Origin of the sequence: Erwinia sp. BNK-24-b (genome assembly GCF_047456155.1) — a bacterium.
Lineage (GTDB): Bacteria > Pseudomonadota > Gammaproteobacteria > Enterobacterales > Enterobacteriaceae > Erwinia > Erwinia phyllosphaerae.
Map to the genome: position 1 here is coordinate 4,771,109 of NZ_CP179901.1, position 16,532 is coordinate 4,787,640.

At 55.9% G+C, this 16,532-nt stretch carries 14 protein-coding genes; 5 read left to right on the forward strand and 9 right to left on the reverse strand.

What is annotated here, in order from left to right:
* Window positions 1–56: 56 nt before the first annotated feature.
* Window positions 57–815, forward strand: a complete 759-nt coding sequence (locus tag ACMGGR_RS21930; protein ID WP_414147874.1) for an SDR family NAD(P)-dependent oxidoreductase — start codon at window positions 57–59, stop codon at window positions 813–815.
* Window positions 816–857: 42 nt separating this feature from the next.
* Here the strand turns inward: ACMGGR_RS21930 and ACMGGR_RS21935 are convergent, their stop codons facing one another.
* The gene (locus ACMGGR_RS21935) at window positions 858–1,709 is read right to left on the reverse strand and encodes a PhzF family phenazine biosynthesis protein (protein WP_414147875.1); all 852 of its coding nucleotides are present in this window, start codon (window positions 1,707–1,709) and stop codon (window positions 858–860) included.
* A gap of 156 nt (window positions 1,710–1,865) precedes the next feature.
* On the opposite strand from ACMGGR_RS21935, the gene ACMGGR_RS21940 reads away from it, so the two are divergent.
* Window positions 1,866–2,489 (forward strand): glutathione S-transferase family protein, encoded by a 624-nt coding sequence (locus ACMGGR_RS21940; RefSeq protein WP_246761577.1) that lies wholly within the window; start codon window positions 1,866–1,868, stop codon window positions 2,487–2,489.
* A 6-nt stretch (window positions 2,490–2,495) separates the two neighbouring features.
* Here ACMGGR_RS21940 and ACMGGR_RS21945 read toward each other — a convergent pair whose 3' ends face one another.
* Entirely contained in the window at window positions 2,496–3,953 is a 1,458-nt protein-coding gene (locus ACMGGR_RS21945; protein ID WP_246761576.1) for a PLP-dependent aminotransferase family protein, read from the reverse strand.
* Between the two features lie 136 nt (window positions 3,954–4,089).
* Here ACMGGR_RS21945 and ACMGGR_RS21950 point away from each other — a divergent pair, with 136 nt between their 5' ends.
* Window positions 4,090–4,674, forward strand: a complete 585-nt coding sequence (locus ACMGGR_RS21950; protein WP_246761575.1) for a LysE family translocator — start codon at window positions 4,090–4,092, stop codon at window positions 4,672–4,674.
* Window positions 4,675–4,775: 101 nt separating this feature from the next.
* Here ACMGGR_RS21950 and ACMGGR_RS21955 read toward each other — a convergent pair whose 3' ends face one another.
* From ACMGGR_RS21955 to ACMGGR_RS21970, 4 genes are all read right to left on the reverse strand, one after another.
* Window positions 4,776–7,175 carry a phosphoketolase gene (locus tag ACMGGR_RS21955; protein WP_414147876.1) on the reverse strand — a complete coding sequence of 800 codons (2,400 nt, stop codon included), beginning with the start codon at window positions 7,173–7,175 and terminating at the stop codon, window positions 4,776–4,778.
* Between the two features lie 237 nt (window positions 7,176–7,412).
* Window positions 7,413–9,011, reverse strand: coding sequence for a malate dehydrogenase (quinone) (gene mqo, locus ACMGGR_RS21960; protein WP_414147877.1), 1,599 nt, complete (start codon window positions 9,009–9,011; stop codon window positions 7,413–7,415).
* 558 nt (window positions 9,012–9,569) lie between these two features.
* Window positions 9,570–10,337 carry a triose-phosphate isomerase gene (gene tpiA / locus ACMGGR_RS21965; protein ID WP_246761572.1) on the reverse strand — a complete coding sequence of 256 codons (768 nt, stop codon included), beginning with the start codon at window positions 10,335–10,337 and terminating at the stop codon, window positions 9,570–9,572.
* A 119-nt stretch (window positions 10,338–10,456) separates the two neighbouring features.
* Window positions 10,457–11,050, reverse strand: a complete 594-nt coding sequence (locus tag ACMGGR_RS21970) for a DUF1454 family protein (protein WP_246761715.1) — start codon at window positions 11,048–11,050, stop codon at window positions 10,457–10,459.
* Between the two features lie 92 nt (window positions 11,051–11,142).
* Here ACMGGR_RS21970 and ACMGGR_RS21975 point away from each other — a divergent pair, with 92 nt between their 5' ends.
* Window positions 11,143–11,586, forward strand: a complete 444-nt coding sequence (locus ACMGGR_RS21975; protein ID WP_246761571.1) for a DUF805 domain-containing protein — start codon at window positions 11,143–11,145, stop codon at window positions 11,584–11,586.
* On the opposite strand, the gene fpr is transcribed toward ACMGGR_RS21975, so the two are convergent.
* Complete coding sequence (fpr, locus tag ACMGGR_RS21980) at window positions 11,577–12,323, reverse strand: ferredoxin--NADP(+) reductase (protein ID WP_414147878.1); 747 nt, start codon at window positions 12,321–12,323, stop codon at window positions 11,577–11,579. The two genes, ACMGGR_RS21975 and fpr, sit on opposite strands and share 10 nt — an antisense overlap.
* A gap of 322 nt (window positions 12,324–12,645) precedes the next feature.
* Between fpr and emrD the strand changes: the two genes are divergently transcribed.
* Window positions 12,646–13,824 carry a multidrug efflux MFS transporter EmrD gene (gene emrD / locus ACMGGR_RS21985; RefSeq protein ID WP_246761569.1) on the forward strand — a complete coding sequence of 393 codons (1,179 nt, stop codon included), beginning with the start codon at window positions 12,646–12,648 and terminating at the stop codon, window positions 13,822–13,824.
* A gap of 89 nt (window positions 13,825–13,913) precedes the next feature.
* On the opposite strand, the gene glpX is transcribed toward emrD, so the two are convergent.
* Window positions 13,914–14,924: a class II fructose-bisphosphatase gene (glpX, locus tag ACMGGR_RS21990; protein ID WP_414147879.1), complete on the reverse strand. Its 1,011-nt coding sequence runs from the start codon at window positions 14,922–14,924 to the stop codon at window positions 13,914–13,916.
* Between the two features lie 88 nt (window positions 14,925–15,012).
* Entirely contained in the window at window positions 15,013–16,524 is a 1,512-nt protein-coding gene (gene glpK / locus ACMGGR_RS21995) for a glycerol kinase GlpK (RefSeq protein ID WP_246761567.1), read from the reverse strand.
* Between the last annotated feature and the right edge of the window lie 8 nt (window positions 16,525–16,532).

Below are 16,532 nucleotides of genomic sequence, written 5' to 3' on the forward strand. Positions count from 1 at the left end.
ATCGCTTTGCCCGCAATATCCTGTTTTTTATCCACAGTGAAACCCGGAGATTTGAAATGAGTCATAAAATTGCAGTGATTACCGGCGGTAGCCGCGGTTTAGGTCGAAATGGGGCGCTGAAGCTGGCGGAAAAGGGCGTTGACGTCATTTTGACCTGGCGCGGAAAAGAGCAGGAAGCGTTAGAGACAGTGAAGGAGATCGAGGCGCTGGGAGCCCGTGGCGTGGCGCTTCAGCTGAATGTGAGCGACAGCCAGGCTTTCCCTGCTTTTGTCGATGAAGTAAAAAAACAGCTGAAAGCCGTCTGGCAGCGCGACAGCTTTGATTATTTAGTGAACAACGCCGGCACGGCCCTGCATGAGCCTTTTATTTCTACCACGGAGGCGCAGTTCGACGAGCTGGTTAACGTCCATTTTAAAGGACCGTTTTTCCTGACCCAGCTGTTACTGCCGCTAATGGCTAACGGCGGCAGCATTCTGAATATCTCCAGCGGTCTGACCCGCTTCAGTCAACCCGGTTCAGGTGCTTATGCGGCCATGAAAGGCGCGATGGAGGTGCTGACGCGCTATCAGGCGAAAGAGATGGCGGCAAGGGGGATCAGAGTCAACATTCTGGCGCCCGGCGCTATCGAAACGGATTTCAGCGATGGCAGAGTGCGTGACAACCCTCAGATAAACGCTTTTATCTCTTCGGTTACGGCGCTTGGTCGACCGGGCGTGCCGGATGATATTGGTAAAGCCATCGCGATGTTGCTCAGCGAAGAGAGCGGCTGGATTACCGGCCAGCGTATTGAAGCCTCTGGCGGAATGTTTCTGTGAGAGATCAACATGCCGGAAATGGTGATTTCCGGCACGCAAACATCAGATGCGGATCTCGCCGTCAATCACCGTTACCGTGTGGCCGCCGATCCAGGGATGGCCAGCCGCCCAGTTAACGTTGAGACGTCCTGCACGCTGGAGAGCGGTTCCCTGGCGTACTTGGTAATCCAGTTCGACGCCCTGCGCCTGAAAATAGCGGGCAAGACAGGCGTTAGCGCTGCCGGTCACCGGATCTTCACACAGTGAACCATGCTCCATAAGCAGGCCGCGTACTTCATACTGTTCCTCTTCTCCCTGTAGCGGGCCAAACGGCATCACGCCCGTGACGCGGGCTTTTTTCAACAGCCGTTCAAATTCCGTCACGTCAGGCCGGATAGCCAGCACCGCCTCAGCGGAAACCATCGGCACCAGCAGAAAACGGATCCCCATATCGGCCACCATCACCGGCAGCTTTGTCTCAAACGCATTGCTGTTCAGCGCGCTGGATAAAGGCGCGTCGTTAAATTCGGTCAGCGTCGCCTCGGGTGCGGCAAAGGCCAGTGCGCCGTTGTCGCCAATGCGGATCGTCACCAGCCCCAGCTCGCACTGCTGCACAATCTGCCCCGCTTTTTTCAGGCTGATTCCTGACTCCAGAAGCGCGTGCGCAGTACCCAGCGTCGGGTGGCCGGCAAAAGGCAGTTCGCCGTCCGGAGTAAAAATCCTTACCCGATAATCAGCCTGCGGATCGGTGGCGGGCAGCACGAACGTGGTTTCCGATAAGTGCGTCCAGCGGGCCGTAGCCTGCATCTGTGCCGTACTCAGATCGTCCGCCGCCAAAATCACCGCCAGCGGGTTACCGTTCAGGGGGGAAGAAGTAAAAACATCGACCTGCTTAAAAGCGCGTAATTGCGTCATAACAAAGCCCTTTCCGTTAACAATATTTGAGAGTATCAGGAATTTTCACGATCGGAACCCGTGAGAGATGCTATTTTCAGGACTGGAGTAACGTTTTCAGTTCGCGCTGAAAAGGGTAGGAATAGCCAAAACCTGAACAAAAAAAGTGACGGAATTATGCTGAAAATACTGGGGCGAGCTTCGTCCATCAATGTTCGAAAAGTCCTGTGGACCTGTGAAGAACTGGGGATTGCCTTTGAGCGGGAAGAGTGGGGTGACGGTGCAAAATCGCCCCAGGACGCGGAATTTAAGGCACTCAATCCCAACGCGCTGATGCCGGTTATCCGGGATGATGAGTTCGTCCTGTGGGAGTCGAACGCGATTATTCGCTATCTGGCAAATGCTTACGACGGCAGCTGGCTTTATCCACAGGAGCCACGTCCGCGTGGGTTAATCGATCAGTGGATTGACTGGCAGGCGACCGAATTAAACACTTCCTGGCGCTATGCGTTTATGTCGCTGGTGCGGCACTCTCCCGCCCATCAGGATCCACGCCTGCTGGCCGCCGCCTGCAAAGGCTGGAGTTACACCATGGCCATTCTGAATCAGCAACTGGAACGTACCGACGCCTATGTTGCCGGTAGCGCCTTTTCGCTGGCCGATATCCCGATAGGCTTGTCCGTGAACCGCTGGTACGAAACGCCAATAGAGCATCCGGAGCTACCGGCGGTGCGCGCCTATTACGAACGGCTGACAAAGCGTAAAGCCTATGCGCACTGGGGACGTAACGGTATGCCGTGAGCCGGGTTAGCTGATGCCGGCCGGGATGCCGCTTAATTCACAGGCCAGCGCGCCTGTCCGCTTCAGCGCCCAGGTATAGCGTTCGTCGAAAGGATAACAGCAGGTCAGGCGAATGGCGCTGTTGCAGCGATCGCTCAGCGTATAGAGCGCGCCGGGCGTGAGGCAGATTTTTTCCTGCAGCAGGCGGTGAAACAGCTCAATGCAGTCCACCTGGCCCGGTAGCTCGACCCAGAAGATAAAGCCGCCGCCGGGCAGCGTCGCCCGCGTTCCCTGAGGAAAATGCCGGGCAATCAGTCCGCGAGCTTCGTCCATGTGCGCGGCGTAGCGACGGCGCATGGTGCGCAGATGGTGGTCATAACCGCCGGACTCCAGAAATAATCCCAGCGTTTCGCTTAACAGTTTCGATTCGGTCAGTGATGAAACCGACTTCAGCCGCGCCAGCTGTTCGCTAAAACGGCCTGCCGCCACCCAGCCCACATGAAAATCGGGCGCGACCGTTTTGGTAAAACTGGCGCAGTGTATTACCCAGCCATCGGTATCAAAGGCTTTTACCGCAGGCGAAAGCGGCCAGCAAAATTGCAGCTCGCAATACAGCCCATCTTCAATCAGCGGCACCTGGTAATGGTTAACCAGCTTCGCCAGCCGCTTTTTATCTTCCAGCCGCATGGTGCATCCCAGGGGGTTTTGTACCGTCGGCATTGCGACCAGCGCCTGAATACGCTGCTCTCGTAATACCAGCTCCAGCGCGTCCAGCGACAGGCCGTACTGAGGGTCGGTAGGAATTTCCAGGACCTTTAGCCCCAGGCTGGCAAGAAGCGGGAAAAGATAAAAATAGGTGGGCGTCTCAACCCCCACACAGTCGCCAGGCTTAGTGACCGCCCGCAAAGCCAGCTGTAGCGCCTCCATACAGCCGTGCGTCAGCGTAATATCTTCAGTGGTCAGCTTCATGCCCAAATCCGTGACGCGACGGGCGATTTCGCGACGCAGCCGCTCGCTGCCGGGCGGAAGCGCGTAGCGGCCAATCAGCCCGGGTTCACGACGCAGCAGCGAAGCCATAATGCGGCTAATTTTTGCCGTCGGAAAGAAGTCGCTGTTTTGCGGACACGCCAGCGAAATATTGATGTAGTCAGGATGGTTTTGCGCGGCAAAAACGGCATCGATCAAATCCAGTTTCTCGCTGCTGGGCGAACGTACCTGCGTTCGATGGTTGCCGGGGGCTTTTACCGAAGGCAGCACGCCGCGCACGTAGTAGCCAGACTGCGGCCTGGCCTCAATTAAACCGCGATCTTCCAGCAGCCGATAAGCCGCCAGCACGGTATTAATGCTGACCTGATGGGTAGCGGCGCAGCGGCGAATAGCAGGCAGGCGACTGCCGGGCAGCCAGGTGCCCTGATGAATCGCCTGCGCCAGCGTTTCGGCCAGCTGGTGATATAACGTGTGCTCTTGCGGTTCGATGATGGACACAGTTGGCTCTCCGGCGCAGGGGTACAGTCTGGGAGTAAACAGGATTGTAACCGTAACAATAGTGTATTTCTGAATCTGTTACCATTGGCGCGCGCTCCTTACTATGGTGTTTTCATTTACCTGCTGGAGCGCAACCATGCTCGATCCCTCTTTTTTCAGTTATGTGACCGTAATGTCCATTACGCCAGGCCCGAATAACCTGATGTTGGCCACCTCCGGCGTTAATTTTGGTATGCGCCGCACGCTGCCGATGATGTTTGGCATCACGCTGGGTTGCGCTTTGCAAATTGCCATGGCCGTGCTGCTGCTGGACAGTCTGCTGCTCTGGATGAGCGCCATTCGCCTGCCGCTGACGCTGCTGGGCTGCGCTTACCTGCTGTGGCTTTCATGGAAAATTTTTCGCGCTGGCGCGCCGGAAATGCGGGAAAAAGCTCGGCCGGTATCGCTGGTAAACGGCGCGCTATTACAGGTGGTTAACCCCAAGGCCTGGCTGATGGCGACCAATGTGGCGCTGATCTATTCTGCCAGCAGCAGTATCGTGCCGATGATGAGCGGCTTTGCCCTGTTAAACCTGCCCTGTATCCTGGTCTGGGCCGTAATGGGCGACCGGCTGGGCAGGCACCTTCAGGTTGCGTGGAAGCTTAAAGCATTCAACAGCGTGATGGCGCTGTCGCTGGTGATTACCGTTGGCTGGATGCTGGTGGAAGTGTTGAAGCCATAAACAGTGGTCGTTACTGAATCCTGCAACATCCATGTGCAGGATTCGGTGGCAAGAAAGCCCGGGATAACAATATCGCGGGCCAAACCTATAGCGATGCTGCTTTAATCTCCCGCTTCGCCGCTTCCTTCCTGTGATGGCCATTTCCAGTCGCGCACTTCCGGAATGTCTTCGCCATGTTCGCGCACGTAAGCGTGGTGAGCGGCCAGTTTTTCCTGTAACGCATCCAGCACGTCCGCAGCTTTTTCCTGTAGGCCCGGCACGCGCAGAATCGCTTCCTGCGCCAGATGGTAACGATCCAACTCGTTCAGCACCGTCATATCGAAAGGCGTGGTAGTGGTGCCTTCTTCATTGAATCCCCGCACGTGGAAGTTTGGATGGTTGTTACGTTGGTAGGTCAGACGATGGACCAGTGCCGGATAGCCGTGGAAAGCAAAGATAACCGGCTTGTCACGCGTAAATATTTCATCGAAATCTTGTTCTTCCAGGCCGTGGGGATGCTGCTCACGCGTTTGCAGCGCCAGCAAATCTACTACGTTAACTACGCGTACCGACAGGTCGGGCAGATATTGCCGTAGCAGATCCACCGCCGCCAGCGTTTCCATGGTGGGTACGTCGCCCGCGCAGGCCATTACCACGTCAGGCTGCTTACCCGCTTTTTCGTTACCAGCCCAAGGCCAAATCCCCATGCCTTTTTCACAGTGTGCAGCCGCTTCCTCTATCGTCAGCCACTGCGGCTCCGGCTGCTTACCGGCAATAATCACGTTGATGCGGTTCCAGGTTTTCAGGCAATGATCGCCAACCCAAAGCAGCGTGTTAGCGTCCGGCGGCAGATAAACGCGGACAACGTCGGCCTTTTTGTTGACAACGTGATCGATAAAGCCGGGATCCTGATGACTATAGCCATTGTGGTCCTGGCGCCAGACGTGGGAGGATAGAAGATAGTTAAGCGAGGCGATTGGCTTACGCCAGGGCAGCTTGCGGGAAACCTTCAGCCATTTAGCGTGCTGGTTAAACATAGAATCGATAATGTGGATAAAGGCTTCGTAACAGTTAAACAGGCCGTGACGACCGGTCAGCAGATAACCTTCCAGCCAGCCCTGGCACTGGTGTTCGCTGAGGATTTCCATTACCCGGCCATCCGGCGCCAGCTGGACGTCGTAATCGCGGATAGCTTCCATCCAGGTGCGGTTAGTGACGTCAAAAACCTTACTCAGGCGGTTAGAGGCGGTTTCATCCGGGCCAAACAGGCGGAAGTTATCGGGATTGTCGCGGAAAATAGCGCTGAGATAGCTTGCCAGCACGGCGGTGGACTGCTCCTGCGTTTCGCCAGGTTTTGCAACGTCGACGGCAAACTGTCTGATATCCGGTGTTTTAAGCTCTTTTCGCAGCCGACCGCCGTTAGCGTATGGCGTCGCGCCCATCCGTTTTTCGCCTTGCGGTGCCAGCGCCTGTAGTTCAGGTTTGAGCCTGCCTTCGGCATCAAACAGATCGTCAGGATGATAGCTTTGCATCCACTCCTGCAAAAGCTGGCGGTGCTCATCGTTTTCACGGCATTCAGAAACCGGCACCTGATGAGCGCGCCAGAAACCCTCCACTTTTTTCCCGTCTACGGTTTTGGGGCCGGTCCAGCCTTTGGGGCTTCGCAGAATAATCATTGGCCAGGCGGGGATGCTGTCGCTGGCTTCGCCCTGACGCGCCTGCTGCTGGTAATGGCGGATGCGGTCAAAAGCGTAATCGAAGGCGTCGGCCATCAGGCGATGCATTTTCTGCGGATCGTCGCCGCTGACAAACAGCGGTTCGTAACCATAACCCGCAAATAGCTGGCGGAGATCGTCGTCGCTGCTGCGTCCCAGCAGCGTAGGGTTAGCAATTTTGTAGCCATTAAGGTGCAGAATCGGCAGGACGGCACCGTCCCGGGCGGCGTTTAAAAACTTGGTGCCGTGCCAGCTGGCCGCAAGTGGGCCGGTTTCGGCCTCGCCATCGCCGATCACGCAGGGCACGATAAGATCCGGATGATCGAAAGCGGCCCCAAAGGCATGCACCAGCGAATATCCTAGCTCACCGCCTTCATGGATTGAACCGGGCGTTTCCGGCGCGGCATGGCTGGGAATGCCGCCGGGAAAAGAGAACTGACGGAAAAGGCGCTGCATACCCTGAGCATCTGCACTAATTTGCGGATAAATTTCGCTGTAGGTTCCTTCCAGCCAGGTGTTTGCCACCATGCCCGGCCCGCCGTGACCGGGGCCACAGATATACAGCAGATCGACATCGCGCTGGCGAATAATGCGGTTTAAGTGCGCATAAATAAAGTTCAGCCCAGGCGTGGTTCCCCAGTGTCCCAACAGACGTGGCTTAATGTGTTCAGGCTGCAGCGGTTCACGCAGCAGAGGGTTAGCCATCAGGTAGATCTGCCCGACCGAAAGATAGTTGGCGGCGCGCCAGTAGCGGTCAAGCAGCTGAAGTTCAGAATCGGTTGCGGAATGGGGGGAAGAGGTGTCCATCTGCTGCTCCTTTTCATTTGGGTTAGCTAAAAGCATAGACGGCTGAGGGCGTTGTGCGGGAAGCGGCAGGGCGCGCGGCTGAAAAAACGGAAAGATTCTGTTTCAGACGGTAAAGCGCGGGGGAGGGGTTAGTAAAGTATCCTGCGCCAGAGACGACGCAGGATGGGCTATCGGGGCGTGGCTTCCAGTTCCAGCCCTCTGGCGGTTAAGCCTTGAGTTTGCGATACAAGCCGCTGCTTATTTACCTATCACCGACGCGCCAGCAACGGCGGCTTCATCGTTAGCAGCGGTAAACGGCGAGTAGTCGAGCTGCAGAATACGGCTGGTTTCGGCAAGTTGATGTTCGGTCGCCGCCACGTTGCCGTTCAGCTTCTGACCATAAGAAGGCATCATCATCTTCAGCTTCGCCTGCCATTTTGGCGTGGCGATTTTGTCCTTAAATACCTTGCCCATTAAATCCAGCATGGCAGTGGCGGCCGTAGAGGCGCCAGGCGACGCGCCCAGCAGCGCCGAGATGGTGCCATCCTGCGAAGTCACTACCTCCGTGCCCAGCTTCAGCACGCCGCCCTTTTGCGCATCCTTTTTAATAATCTGTACGCGCTGACCCGCCTTAACCCGACGCCAGTCCTCTTTTTTCGCTTCCGGGAAATATTCCTGTAACGCCTTGCAGCGGTCCTCATCGGTCAGCATCACCTGACCTATCAGGTACTTCACCAGATCGAAGTTATCCAGCCCGACGTGCATCATCGGCTTAAAGTTTGATGCGGTCATTGAGCCAAACATATCCCACAGCGAACCTTGCTTGAGGAATTTGGTGGAAAAGGTCGCAAAAGGCCCGAACAGCAGGACCTGTTTGCCGTCCAGCATGCGCGTATCCAGATGCGGAACGGACATAGGTGGCGCGCCGACGGAGGCCTTGCCGTAAACCTTGGCAAGATGGCGTTTTACCACCTCCGGATTTTCCGTTACCAGAAATTCACCGCCAACAGGGAAGCCTGCATAATCTTTGGCTTCCGGAATGCCCGTTTTTTGCAGCAGCGTCAGCGCCGCGCCGCCCGCACCAATAAAGATATACTTCGCGCGCAGGGTTTTTTGCTGGCCGTTGTTGTTTAAATCGGCGATGGTCACGTTCCAGCTGCCGTCGTCGTTACGCTGAAAGCCGCGCACTTCATGGCTGGCATCCAGTGAAAAACTGGGGTTCTTCTGCAGTGAAGCAACCATCTGACGCGTCATTTCACCAAAGTTCACGTCCGTACCGGTGGTAATGCGCGTGGCCGCCACGCGTTCTGTTACATCACGGCCTTCCATCAGCAGCGGAACCCACTCTCTGATCTGTTCCGGATCTTCTGAATATTCCATGCCGCGGAACAGCGAGCTTTTCTGTAACGCCTCAAAGCGCTTCTTCAAAAACGCCACGTTATCCTCGCCCCAGACGAAGCTCATGTGCGGCACGGTATTAATGAAGCTGTGCGGATGGTTCAGAATGCCTTTTTGCACCAGATGCGCCCAGAACTGGCGAGAAACCTGGAAAGATTCGTTGATCTCAACGGCCTTGGTGATATCGACCGTACCGTCGGCTTTCTGCGGCGTATAGTTCATTTCCGCCAGCGCGGCGTGACCGGTGCCCGCGTTATTCCAGCCATTGGAACTCTCTACGGCCACGCTGTCCAGGCGCTCGACCATACTGATGCGCCACTCTGGCTCCAGCGCCTGTAGATAAGTACCGAGCGTGGCGCTCATAGCGCCTCCGCCGATCAGTAATACATCGATTTCTTCATCTGCCGTAGCGGCTTTCGCGGAGCCCATAACGGCCAGAAGTCCTGCTAATTTTGGCATGAGTCGACTTCTCCGTATGTTGACCAATCAACATGGTGAGCAAGCGAAACGGCGCGGCTTATAACGGGCCTCGTACGCCGTTTCACTATATACAGGGCGTTTCCATCAAAAAAACGGATGATTAACGCGCATTAAGCGTCTCAGAAATATACCATTGTTACGCGGCAATTAAAAAATTGTTTAAAGATTAAAAATAAGAATGCTGGCCTTGCGAAGATTAGCAATCGTGATAGTGAACGGGGTAATTAAACGCTGGCTGGATTGAATACTCTTTACTTACAACAGGATAGGTAAATAGCCCGACGGGGAAAAAATCGGCAGGATGGATAAAAAGCAGACTTCTCTCGATCAATAAATCGGCAGGATAAAAATATTTTTCAGCGGGCGCTGCGGGCGATTTGTTGATTTAATGTTAATTAAATGTTTGTTTTGGCCGGGTGGACCAGCAGGGAAGTGTGATGTAGATCGAAAAAACCCGTTCCGTTACCGGAGCGGGTTTATGGTTATGCGTTTATGCTGCAATAGCAGTCTTAACGATAACGGCAAAAGCGTCCGCTATTACGCGTTTTTCGCTGCGGCAGCAGCCTTAACGATCACGGCGAAAGCGTCCGCTTTCAGCGATGCACCGCCAACCAGCGCGCCATCAATATCCGGCTGGGCAAACAGTTCAGCAGCGTTTTTATCGTTAACGGAACCGCCGTACTGAATGATGACCTGAGCCGCAACGGCCTCGTCTTTCTTCGCGATATGGTCGCGGATAAATTTGTGTACGGCCTGGGCCTGCGCTGGGGTTGCAGATTTGCCGGTGCCGATAGCCCAGACAGGCTCATAGGCAATGACCACGCCGTTGAACGCTTCTGCGCCCTGGGTGTTCAGCACGGCGTCAATCTGACGTGCGCAAACTTCTTCGGTTTTGCCCGCTTCGTTTTCCGCTTCGGTTTCACCAATGCAAAGAACAGGGATCAGGCCCGCCGTTTTCAGCACGGCAAATTTCTTCGCAATCAGCTCATCGCTTTCTTTATGATAAGTACGACGCTCGGAGTGGCCGATAATAATGTATTTTGCGCCAACGTCTTTCAGCATGTCGGCAGAAACTTCACCGGTGAAAGCGCCAGAAAGATTAACGTCAACGTTCTGTGCGCCAAGCGCGATATGGCTACCGGAGCTGGCGTGCTTAGCCAGATCCAGATAAATCGTCGGAGGGGCAATGGCTACGCCACAGCCATCAACGGCGCTCAGCTCATTGCGCAGACCGGCAATCAGCTCGTTAACCATCTGCTTGCTGCCGTTCAGTTTCCAGTTACCCATTACTAACGGATGTCGCATTCTATCCTCCACGCTTAGCGCGATACGGTTAAATTACCCTGCCTGAGCAGCGGTTGTCTGCCAGACAGTATAGAGATCAAAACCCCGGAAGGCTTTGCTTTTCGTCATCTTTCAGGCGGTCAATTAGCGCCCATCGCCAGCTTCACGGGCTCAATAGCGAAGGTCAGTCCCTTATCGCCGTTGTCGGCAACCACGTAGCGAAGCGCGCCTTCTGCCTGGGCGTAATAACGGGAACCTTTCCCTTTTGCCAGGACCTCGTCCAGCCGCTTCTGGCTCTGTTGCTGGGTCAGCGTTGGCTCAAAAAATCTGGCCAGCGCGACCATATAAGCCACCGCCTTGTCGCGCGATGCTTTTTCATCCGGGCCCGGCACCGGCAGTAACGTAATCTGTAACGTTTTGATCTTACCGGTTCCCTGTTCCAGCGCGGTAGAAGAGTAGAGATTTTCATTGATCTTGCTGGCGGCACGCGTCAAATTACTCTTGTCGCCCCGGCTGTCGGTCGCGCGATATTCAGCAATCTGTAATCCAGGATTAATAGCATTATACTTTTCGCGAAACTGGCCGATAGTCATATCAAAGGTCGGCGCGCCGGCCAGAAGATAGGGTGCCACAGGCATATGTTCAGCACGCTCCTGCGGATCGGCGTCGGCCCGGACGGGCAGCGTCATCAACCAGACCAGTAACGTAAAACCTGTGAACATCGCTTTATTCATTATCTGTAGCTCTAACCAGTGCATTTAACTCAAGATTAGAACGGACAATGACCGGCAAAGTCAAAGCCTGACGCTGTTCTGAGGAAGAAAAAATGACCTTACAAGCGTGGTGTTTTTCCTGGCGAGGCAGGCTGGGACGGCGCGATCTGTGGATCTGGTTAACGCTCTGGCTGCTGTTGCTGACCGTGCTTTTCTCGCTGGCCGCACGCGGCTGGATAAGCACCCAGACGGCGGCCTTTTGCGTGGTTAGCCTGCTCTGGCCATCCAGCGCCGTGGTGGTCAAGCGCCTGCACGACCGCAATAAGTCCGCCTGTTGGGGACTTTTGCTGATCGTCGCATGGATGCTGATGGCGGGAAACTGGGAATCGCTTTCTCCCGGCTGGCAGTGGGCGCTGGGCCGCTTTACGCCCACGCTGATCCTCGTCACGATGATGCTGGAACTGGGCGTATTCAGCGGAAGCAAAGGTGAAAACCGCTTCGGCAAAACCACGCTGCAGGTCAACTATTTTGGCCGCCGGACGCCGGATTACCAGTAATGCTCGCTGGTGATATGGCCCGGTTTACGCTTCAGATGCTTACGCATTTCGCGCGTCTCTTTCAGCAACTGCTGGGTGTCTCTGACCATTTGCGGATTACCGCACAGCATGACGTGGCTTTCCTGTGCCGTTATCGGCAGGCCAACGGCTGCTTCCAGTTCGCCACTGTCGATCAGTGCGGGTACCCGGCCCGTTAGCGCGGCAGGGATTTCTTCGCGGCTGACCACGGTTTGAATACGTAGCTGGCCGCTATAGCGCTGCTCCAGCGCCTGCATCAACGGCAGGTAGCTCAGGTCCCGCGCGTAGCGAACGGCATGCACCAGCACAATGTTTTCAAAGCGCTCCAGCCCTTTACCTTCCTGCAAAATCGACAGATAGGGACCGATTGCGGTGCCGGTTGCCAGCATCCACAGCGTTTTGCAGTCGGGTACTTCATCAATAACAAAGAAACCCGCAGCCTCTTTGGTGATCATCAATGTCTGGCCGGGCTGTAGCGCGTGCAGGCGCGGGCTGAGTTTCCCTTCCGGCACCGTCACCAGATAAAACTCCAGATCTTTGTTGCCCGGTGCGTTTACATAGGAATAGGCGCGCTGTACGCGTTCACCGTCAACTTCCAGCGCCAGCTTGGCAAACTGTCCGGCGATAAAAGGATCGACAGGCGCGTTGACGGTGATGCTGAACAGGCTCTCTGTCCAGTCATGCACCTCTTTTACGGTGGCGTTGACCCATTCGGCCATCTTTTACTCCTTTGGTCATGCGGGTGAGCATCCCAACGTGCTGATAAGCTTTGCGTCACGTCAGGCAAATCTCTTCTTATCTTCGCTACAGAAACGCCTTTTTTCCAGTTTCGGCCGTCGACAAAGCTCATATCGACAAATCAACGCTATACGTACAGCTTGCTTTACGCGCCTGAACGCTTTTACTGACACTCAGCCGCTGGCGATTTTTGCTTGCCCTCTCGCTTTGTCATCTATTCCTGATATTTTCCTCGCCATTCACTCCCCCTTCTGGCGAATCGCGCTTTCTGATAGCGGATTGGCCGTTAACCGTGCTGGAAAAATGAAAAAAATAGCAAACGGGCATCTGTTGGTGATGCTGATCGCGCTGGTGGCCGTCGGGCAGATGGCGCAGACCATTTATGTTCCCGCTATGGCAACTATCGCCCAGGATTTTGGCGTGCGTGATGGCGTGGTGCAGCGCGTGATGGCGGCTTATCTGATGACCTATGGCGGCTCGCAGCTGTTGTACGGTCCGCTGTCCGATAATATTGGCCGCCGTCCGGTGATCCTGGGTGGACTCGCTATTTTTATGGTGGGTTCGCTGGTAGCGCTTGGCGCACCGACTTTTGATCTGCTGGTACTGGGCAGCGCCATTCAGGGATTAGGAACCGGCGTGGCGGGTGTAATGGCGCGTACTATGCCGCGCGACCTTTATGCCGGGGGCGAACTGCGTCAGGCTAACAGCCTGCTGAATATGGGTATTCTGGTTAGTCCGCTGATTGCGCCGGTGCTGGGTGCGGTATTGACCCACCTGCTGGGCTGGCACGCCTGCTTTATTTTTCTGCTGCTGCTCTGCCTGTCCGTGGGCGTAGCCATGATGCGCTGGCTGCCGGAAACGCGTCCCGCACCGCTGGAAAAGCGCGCATTTTTTTCGCGCTATCGTCCGCTGCTGGCTGACGGCACCTTCGTACGCTATTTGATTATGCTGATGGGCGCGCTCGGCGGCATCGCCGTTTTTGAGGCCAGCTGTGGCGTACTGATGGGCGGCGTACTGGGGCTGAACAGCATTACGGTCAGCCTGCTGTTTATTCTGCCTGTGCCAGCGGCGTTTTTTGGCGCATGGTTTGCCGGTCGCGACAATAAACCTTTCCAGCAGCTGATGTGGTGGTCGGTCAACAGCTGCCTGCTGGCCGGGGCGCTGATGTGGATCCCGGCCTGGTTCGGGGTGATGACCATCTGGACGCTGGTTGTGCCTGCCGCGCTGTTTTTCTTTGGCGCGGGCATGCTGTTTCCGCTGGCGACCACGGGCGCGATGGAGCCGTGGCCCTACATGGCCGGTACCGCAGGCGCGCTGCTGGGCGGCTTGCAGAATCTGGGATCGGGCCTTGCGGCCTGGCTATCGGCGCTGTTGCCGCAGACCGGGCAGTTTAGCCTGGGGATGCTGATGTTCGCGATGGCGCTGCTGATCCTGCTTTGCTGGCTGCCGCTGTCGAAAAGACCTGAGCTTCAGGCGATATAGTCAGAAGCAGCCGACCGGCATGGATGCGTATGCCGGTCGTGCTTTACGTTGTTCAGTCATGTAAACGGGCCAAACAGCCCGTTCGCATGTTACAGGATATAGGGATGCAGGCTCTCATCCTTGCGATCCAGATAGTGAATAGATTGAATGCGGCGAATGGTGCGTGACTTGCCGCGCACCAGCAGCGTTTCGGTAGTGGCAACGTTGCCCTGACGCGTAATGCCTTTCAGCAGATCGCCGCTGGTAATGCCGGTAGCGGAGAAAATGACGTTATCGTTGCGCGCCATCTCATCAAGCCGTAACACCTTGCCCGCTTCAATACCCATTTCCGCACAGCGCTTCAGCTCCTGTTCGCCCAGCGCACGGTTGTCTGGCGTATCGCCTTTGACTACGTGACGTGCCAGCAGTCGTCCATGCATGTCGCCATCCAGCGCGCGGATCACCGCTGCGGAAACCACGCCTTCAGGCGCGCCGCCGATACCATAGAGCACGTCTACTTCACTGTCTGGCATACAGGTCAGGATAGAAGCCGCCACGTCCCCGTCTGGAAAAGCAAAGATGCGCACGCCCAGCTGCTGAAGTTCGGCAATGACGCCATCATGGCGCGGCTTGGCCAGAATGGTAACGGTAAGTTCCGACAGCGGTTTTTGCAGCGCCTTTGCCACTCTCTGCAGGTTTTCCGCCAGCGGCAGCGCCAGATCGATAACGCCTTTTGCGCCCGGCCCAACCACCAGCTTTTCCATATACATATCGGGCGCGTTCAGAAATGTACCTTTATCGCCAACGGCCAGCACGGCCAGCGCGTTGGCCTGGCCCATCGCGGTCATGCGGGTGCCTTCAATCGGGTCGACGGCGATATCCACCGCGTCGCCCTGGCCGCTGCCAACCTTTTCACCGATATAAAGCATGGGAGCTTCATCAATCTCTCCCTCGCCAATGACAATTTGCCCGTCGATATTCACTTTGTTCAGCATGATGCGCATAGCGTGGACGGCTGCGCCGTCAGCCGCGTTTTTGTCGCCGCGTCCCAGCCACTTATAGCCAGCCAGCGCCGCCGCTTCCGTTACGCGTGAAAATTCAATGGCGAGTTCTCGTTTCATAATGGGCCTCGGGAAAGTGATGAGGCGAAAAGTCTATCATGGCGGGCAGAAAAAGTGCCCGCGATCGAGGCGATCGCGGGCGAGGGGATTACTCTTCGTGATCTTCCCATGCCTGGGCGCGGGCAACGGCTTTCTTCCAGCCTGCATAACGGTAGTTACGCTCGGAGGTTTCGATGCCCGGACGGAATTCGCGTTCAATAACCGCTTTGGCACGAACTTCATCCAGATCTTTCCAGAAGCCCACGGCCAGGCCAGCCAGATAGGCGGAACCCAGTGCGGTCACTTCCAGCACTTCCGGTCGCTCTACGCGCGCGCCCAGAATGTCAGACTGGAACTGCATCAGGAAGTTGTTGGCCACCGCGCCGCCGTCAACCCGCAGAGATTGCAGACGGGTATTGGCGTCGATTTGCATTGCTTCCAGCACGTCACGCGTCTGGAAAGCGATAGATTCCAGCGTAGCGCGAATAATGTGGTTGGCGTTGGCACCGCGCGTCAGGCCAAAAATGGCGCCGCGTGCATACGGGTCCCAGTAAGGCGCGCCCAGACCGGTAAAGGCTGGCACCATGTAAACGCCGTTGCTGTCTTTTACCTTGGTCGCGAAGTATTCGGAGTCGGTAGCATCGCCAATCAGCTTCATCTCATCGCGCAGCCACTGAATAGAAGCACCGCCGATAAACACCGCGCCTTCCAGCGCATAGTTTACTTCGCCACGCGGGCCGCAGGCGATGGTGGTCAGCAAACCGTTGGTTGAAGTAACCGCTTCTGTTCCCGTGTTCATCAGCATAAAGCAGCCGGTGCCGTAGGTGTTTTTCGCCATGCCGGGCTGCACGCACAGCTGGCCATACAGCGCAGCCTGCTGGTCACCGGCAATACCGGCGATAGGAATACGGGTACCGCCCTTACCGCCGATGTTGGTCTGGCCGTAAATTTCAGAGGAAGATTTCACTTCCGGCAGCATTTCGCGCGGGATATCCAGGATATCCAGCATGCGCTGATCCCATTCCAGCTTGTGAATGTTGAACATCATGGTACGCGAGGCGTTGGTGTAATCGGTGATATGCACCCGTCCCTGCGTCATTTTCCATACCAGCCAGGAGTCAACTGTACCAAACAGCAGCTCGCCGCGTTTTGCACGGTCGCGCGCGCCGTCAACGTGGTCGAGGATCCATTTCACCTTGGTACCGGAGAAGTAGGGGTTAATCACCAGGCCAGTAGTGTGCTGGATATACTCTTCCAGCCCTTCTTTTTTCAGTTTTGCACAGTAGTCGGCGGTACGCGGATCCTGCCAGACGATGGCGTTGTAGATAGGTTTACCGGTCTCTTTATCCCAGACGATGGCGGTTTCACGCTGGTTGGTAATACCGATAGCGGCAATCTCATCCGAGCGAATATCGGCGTGCGCCAGCACTTCTACCAGCGTAGAGCTTTGCGATGCCCAGATATCCATGGGGTCATGTTCTACCCAGCCAGCCTTAGGATAGATTTGCTGGAATTCGCGCTGAGAAACCGCAACGATGTTGGAGTCGTGATCCAGAATGACGGCACGGGAACTGGTTGTGCCCTGATCCAGCGCGACAATATATTTTTTATCTGTAGTCATAAATCCTT

Coding starts and splice junctions, on each gene's coding strand:
- ACMGGR_RS21930 (WP_414147874.1), top strand. CDS start 57: ATGAGTCATAAAATTGCAGTGATTACCGGCGGTAGCCGCGGTTTAGGT.
- ACMGGR_RS21935 (WP_414147875.1), bottom strand. CDS start 1,709: ATGACGCAATTACGCGCTTTTAAGCAGGTCGATGTTTTTACTTCTTCC.
- ACMGGR_RS21940 (WP_246761577.1), top strand. CDS start 1,866: ATGCTGAAAATACTGGGGCGAGCTTCGTCCATCAATGTTCGAAAAGTC.
- ACMGGR_RS21950 (WP_246761575.1), top strand. CDS start 4,090: ATGCTCGATCCCTCTTTTTTCAGTTATGTGACCGTAATGTCCATTACG.
- ACMGGR_RS21955 (WP_414147876.1), bottom strand. CDS start 7,175: ATGGACACCTCTTCCCCCCATTCCGCAACCGATTCTGAACTTCAGCTG.
- mqo (WP_414147877.1), bottom strand. CDS start 9,011: ATGCCAAAATTAGCAGGACTTCTGGCCGTTATGGGCTCCGCGAAAGCC.
- tpiA (WP_246761572.1), bottom strand. CDS start 10,337: ATGCGACATCCGTTAGTAATGGGTAACTGGAAACTGAACGGCAGCAAG.
- ACMGGR_RS21970 (WP_246761715.1), bottom strand. CDS start 11,050: ATGAATAAAGCGATGTTCACAGGTTTTACGTTACTGGTCTGGTTGATG.
- ACMGGR_RS21975 (WP_246761571.1), top strand. CDS start 11,143: ATGACCTTACAAGCGTGGTGTTTTTCCTGGCGAGGCAGGCTGGGACGG.
- fpr (WP_414147878.1), bottom strand. CDS start 12,323: ATGGCCGAATGGGTCAACGCCACCGTAAAAGAGGTGCATGACTGGACA.
- emrD (WP_246761569.1), top strand. CDS start 12,646: ATGAAAAAAATAGCAAACGGGCATCTGTTGGTGATGCTGATCGCGCTG.
- glpX (WP_414147879.1), bottom strand. CDS start 14,924: ATGAAACGAGAACTCGCCATTGAATTTTCACGCGTAACGGAAGCGGCG.
- glpK (WP_246761567.1), bottom strand. CDS start 16,524: ATGACTACAGATAAAAAATATATTGTCGCGCTGGATCAGGGCACAACC.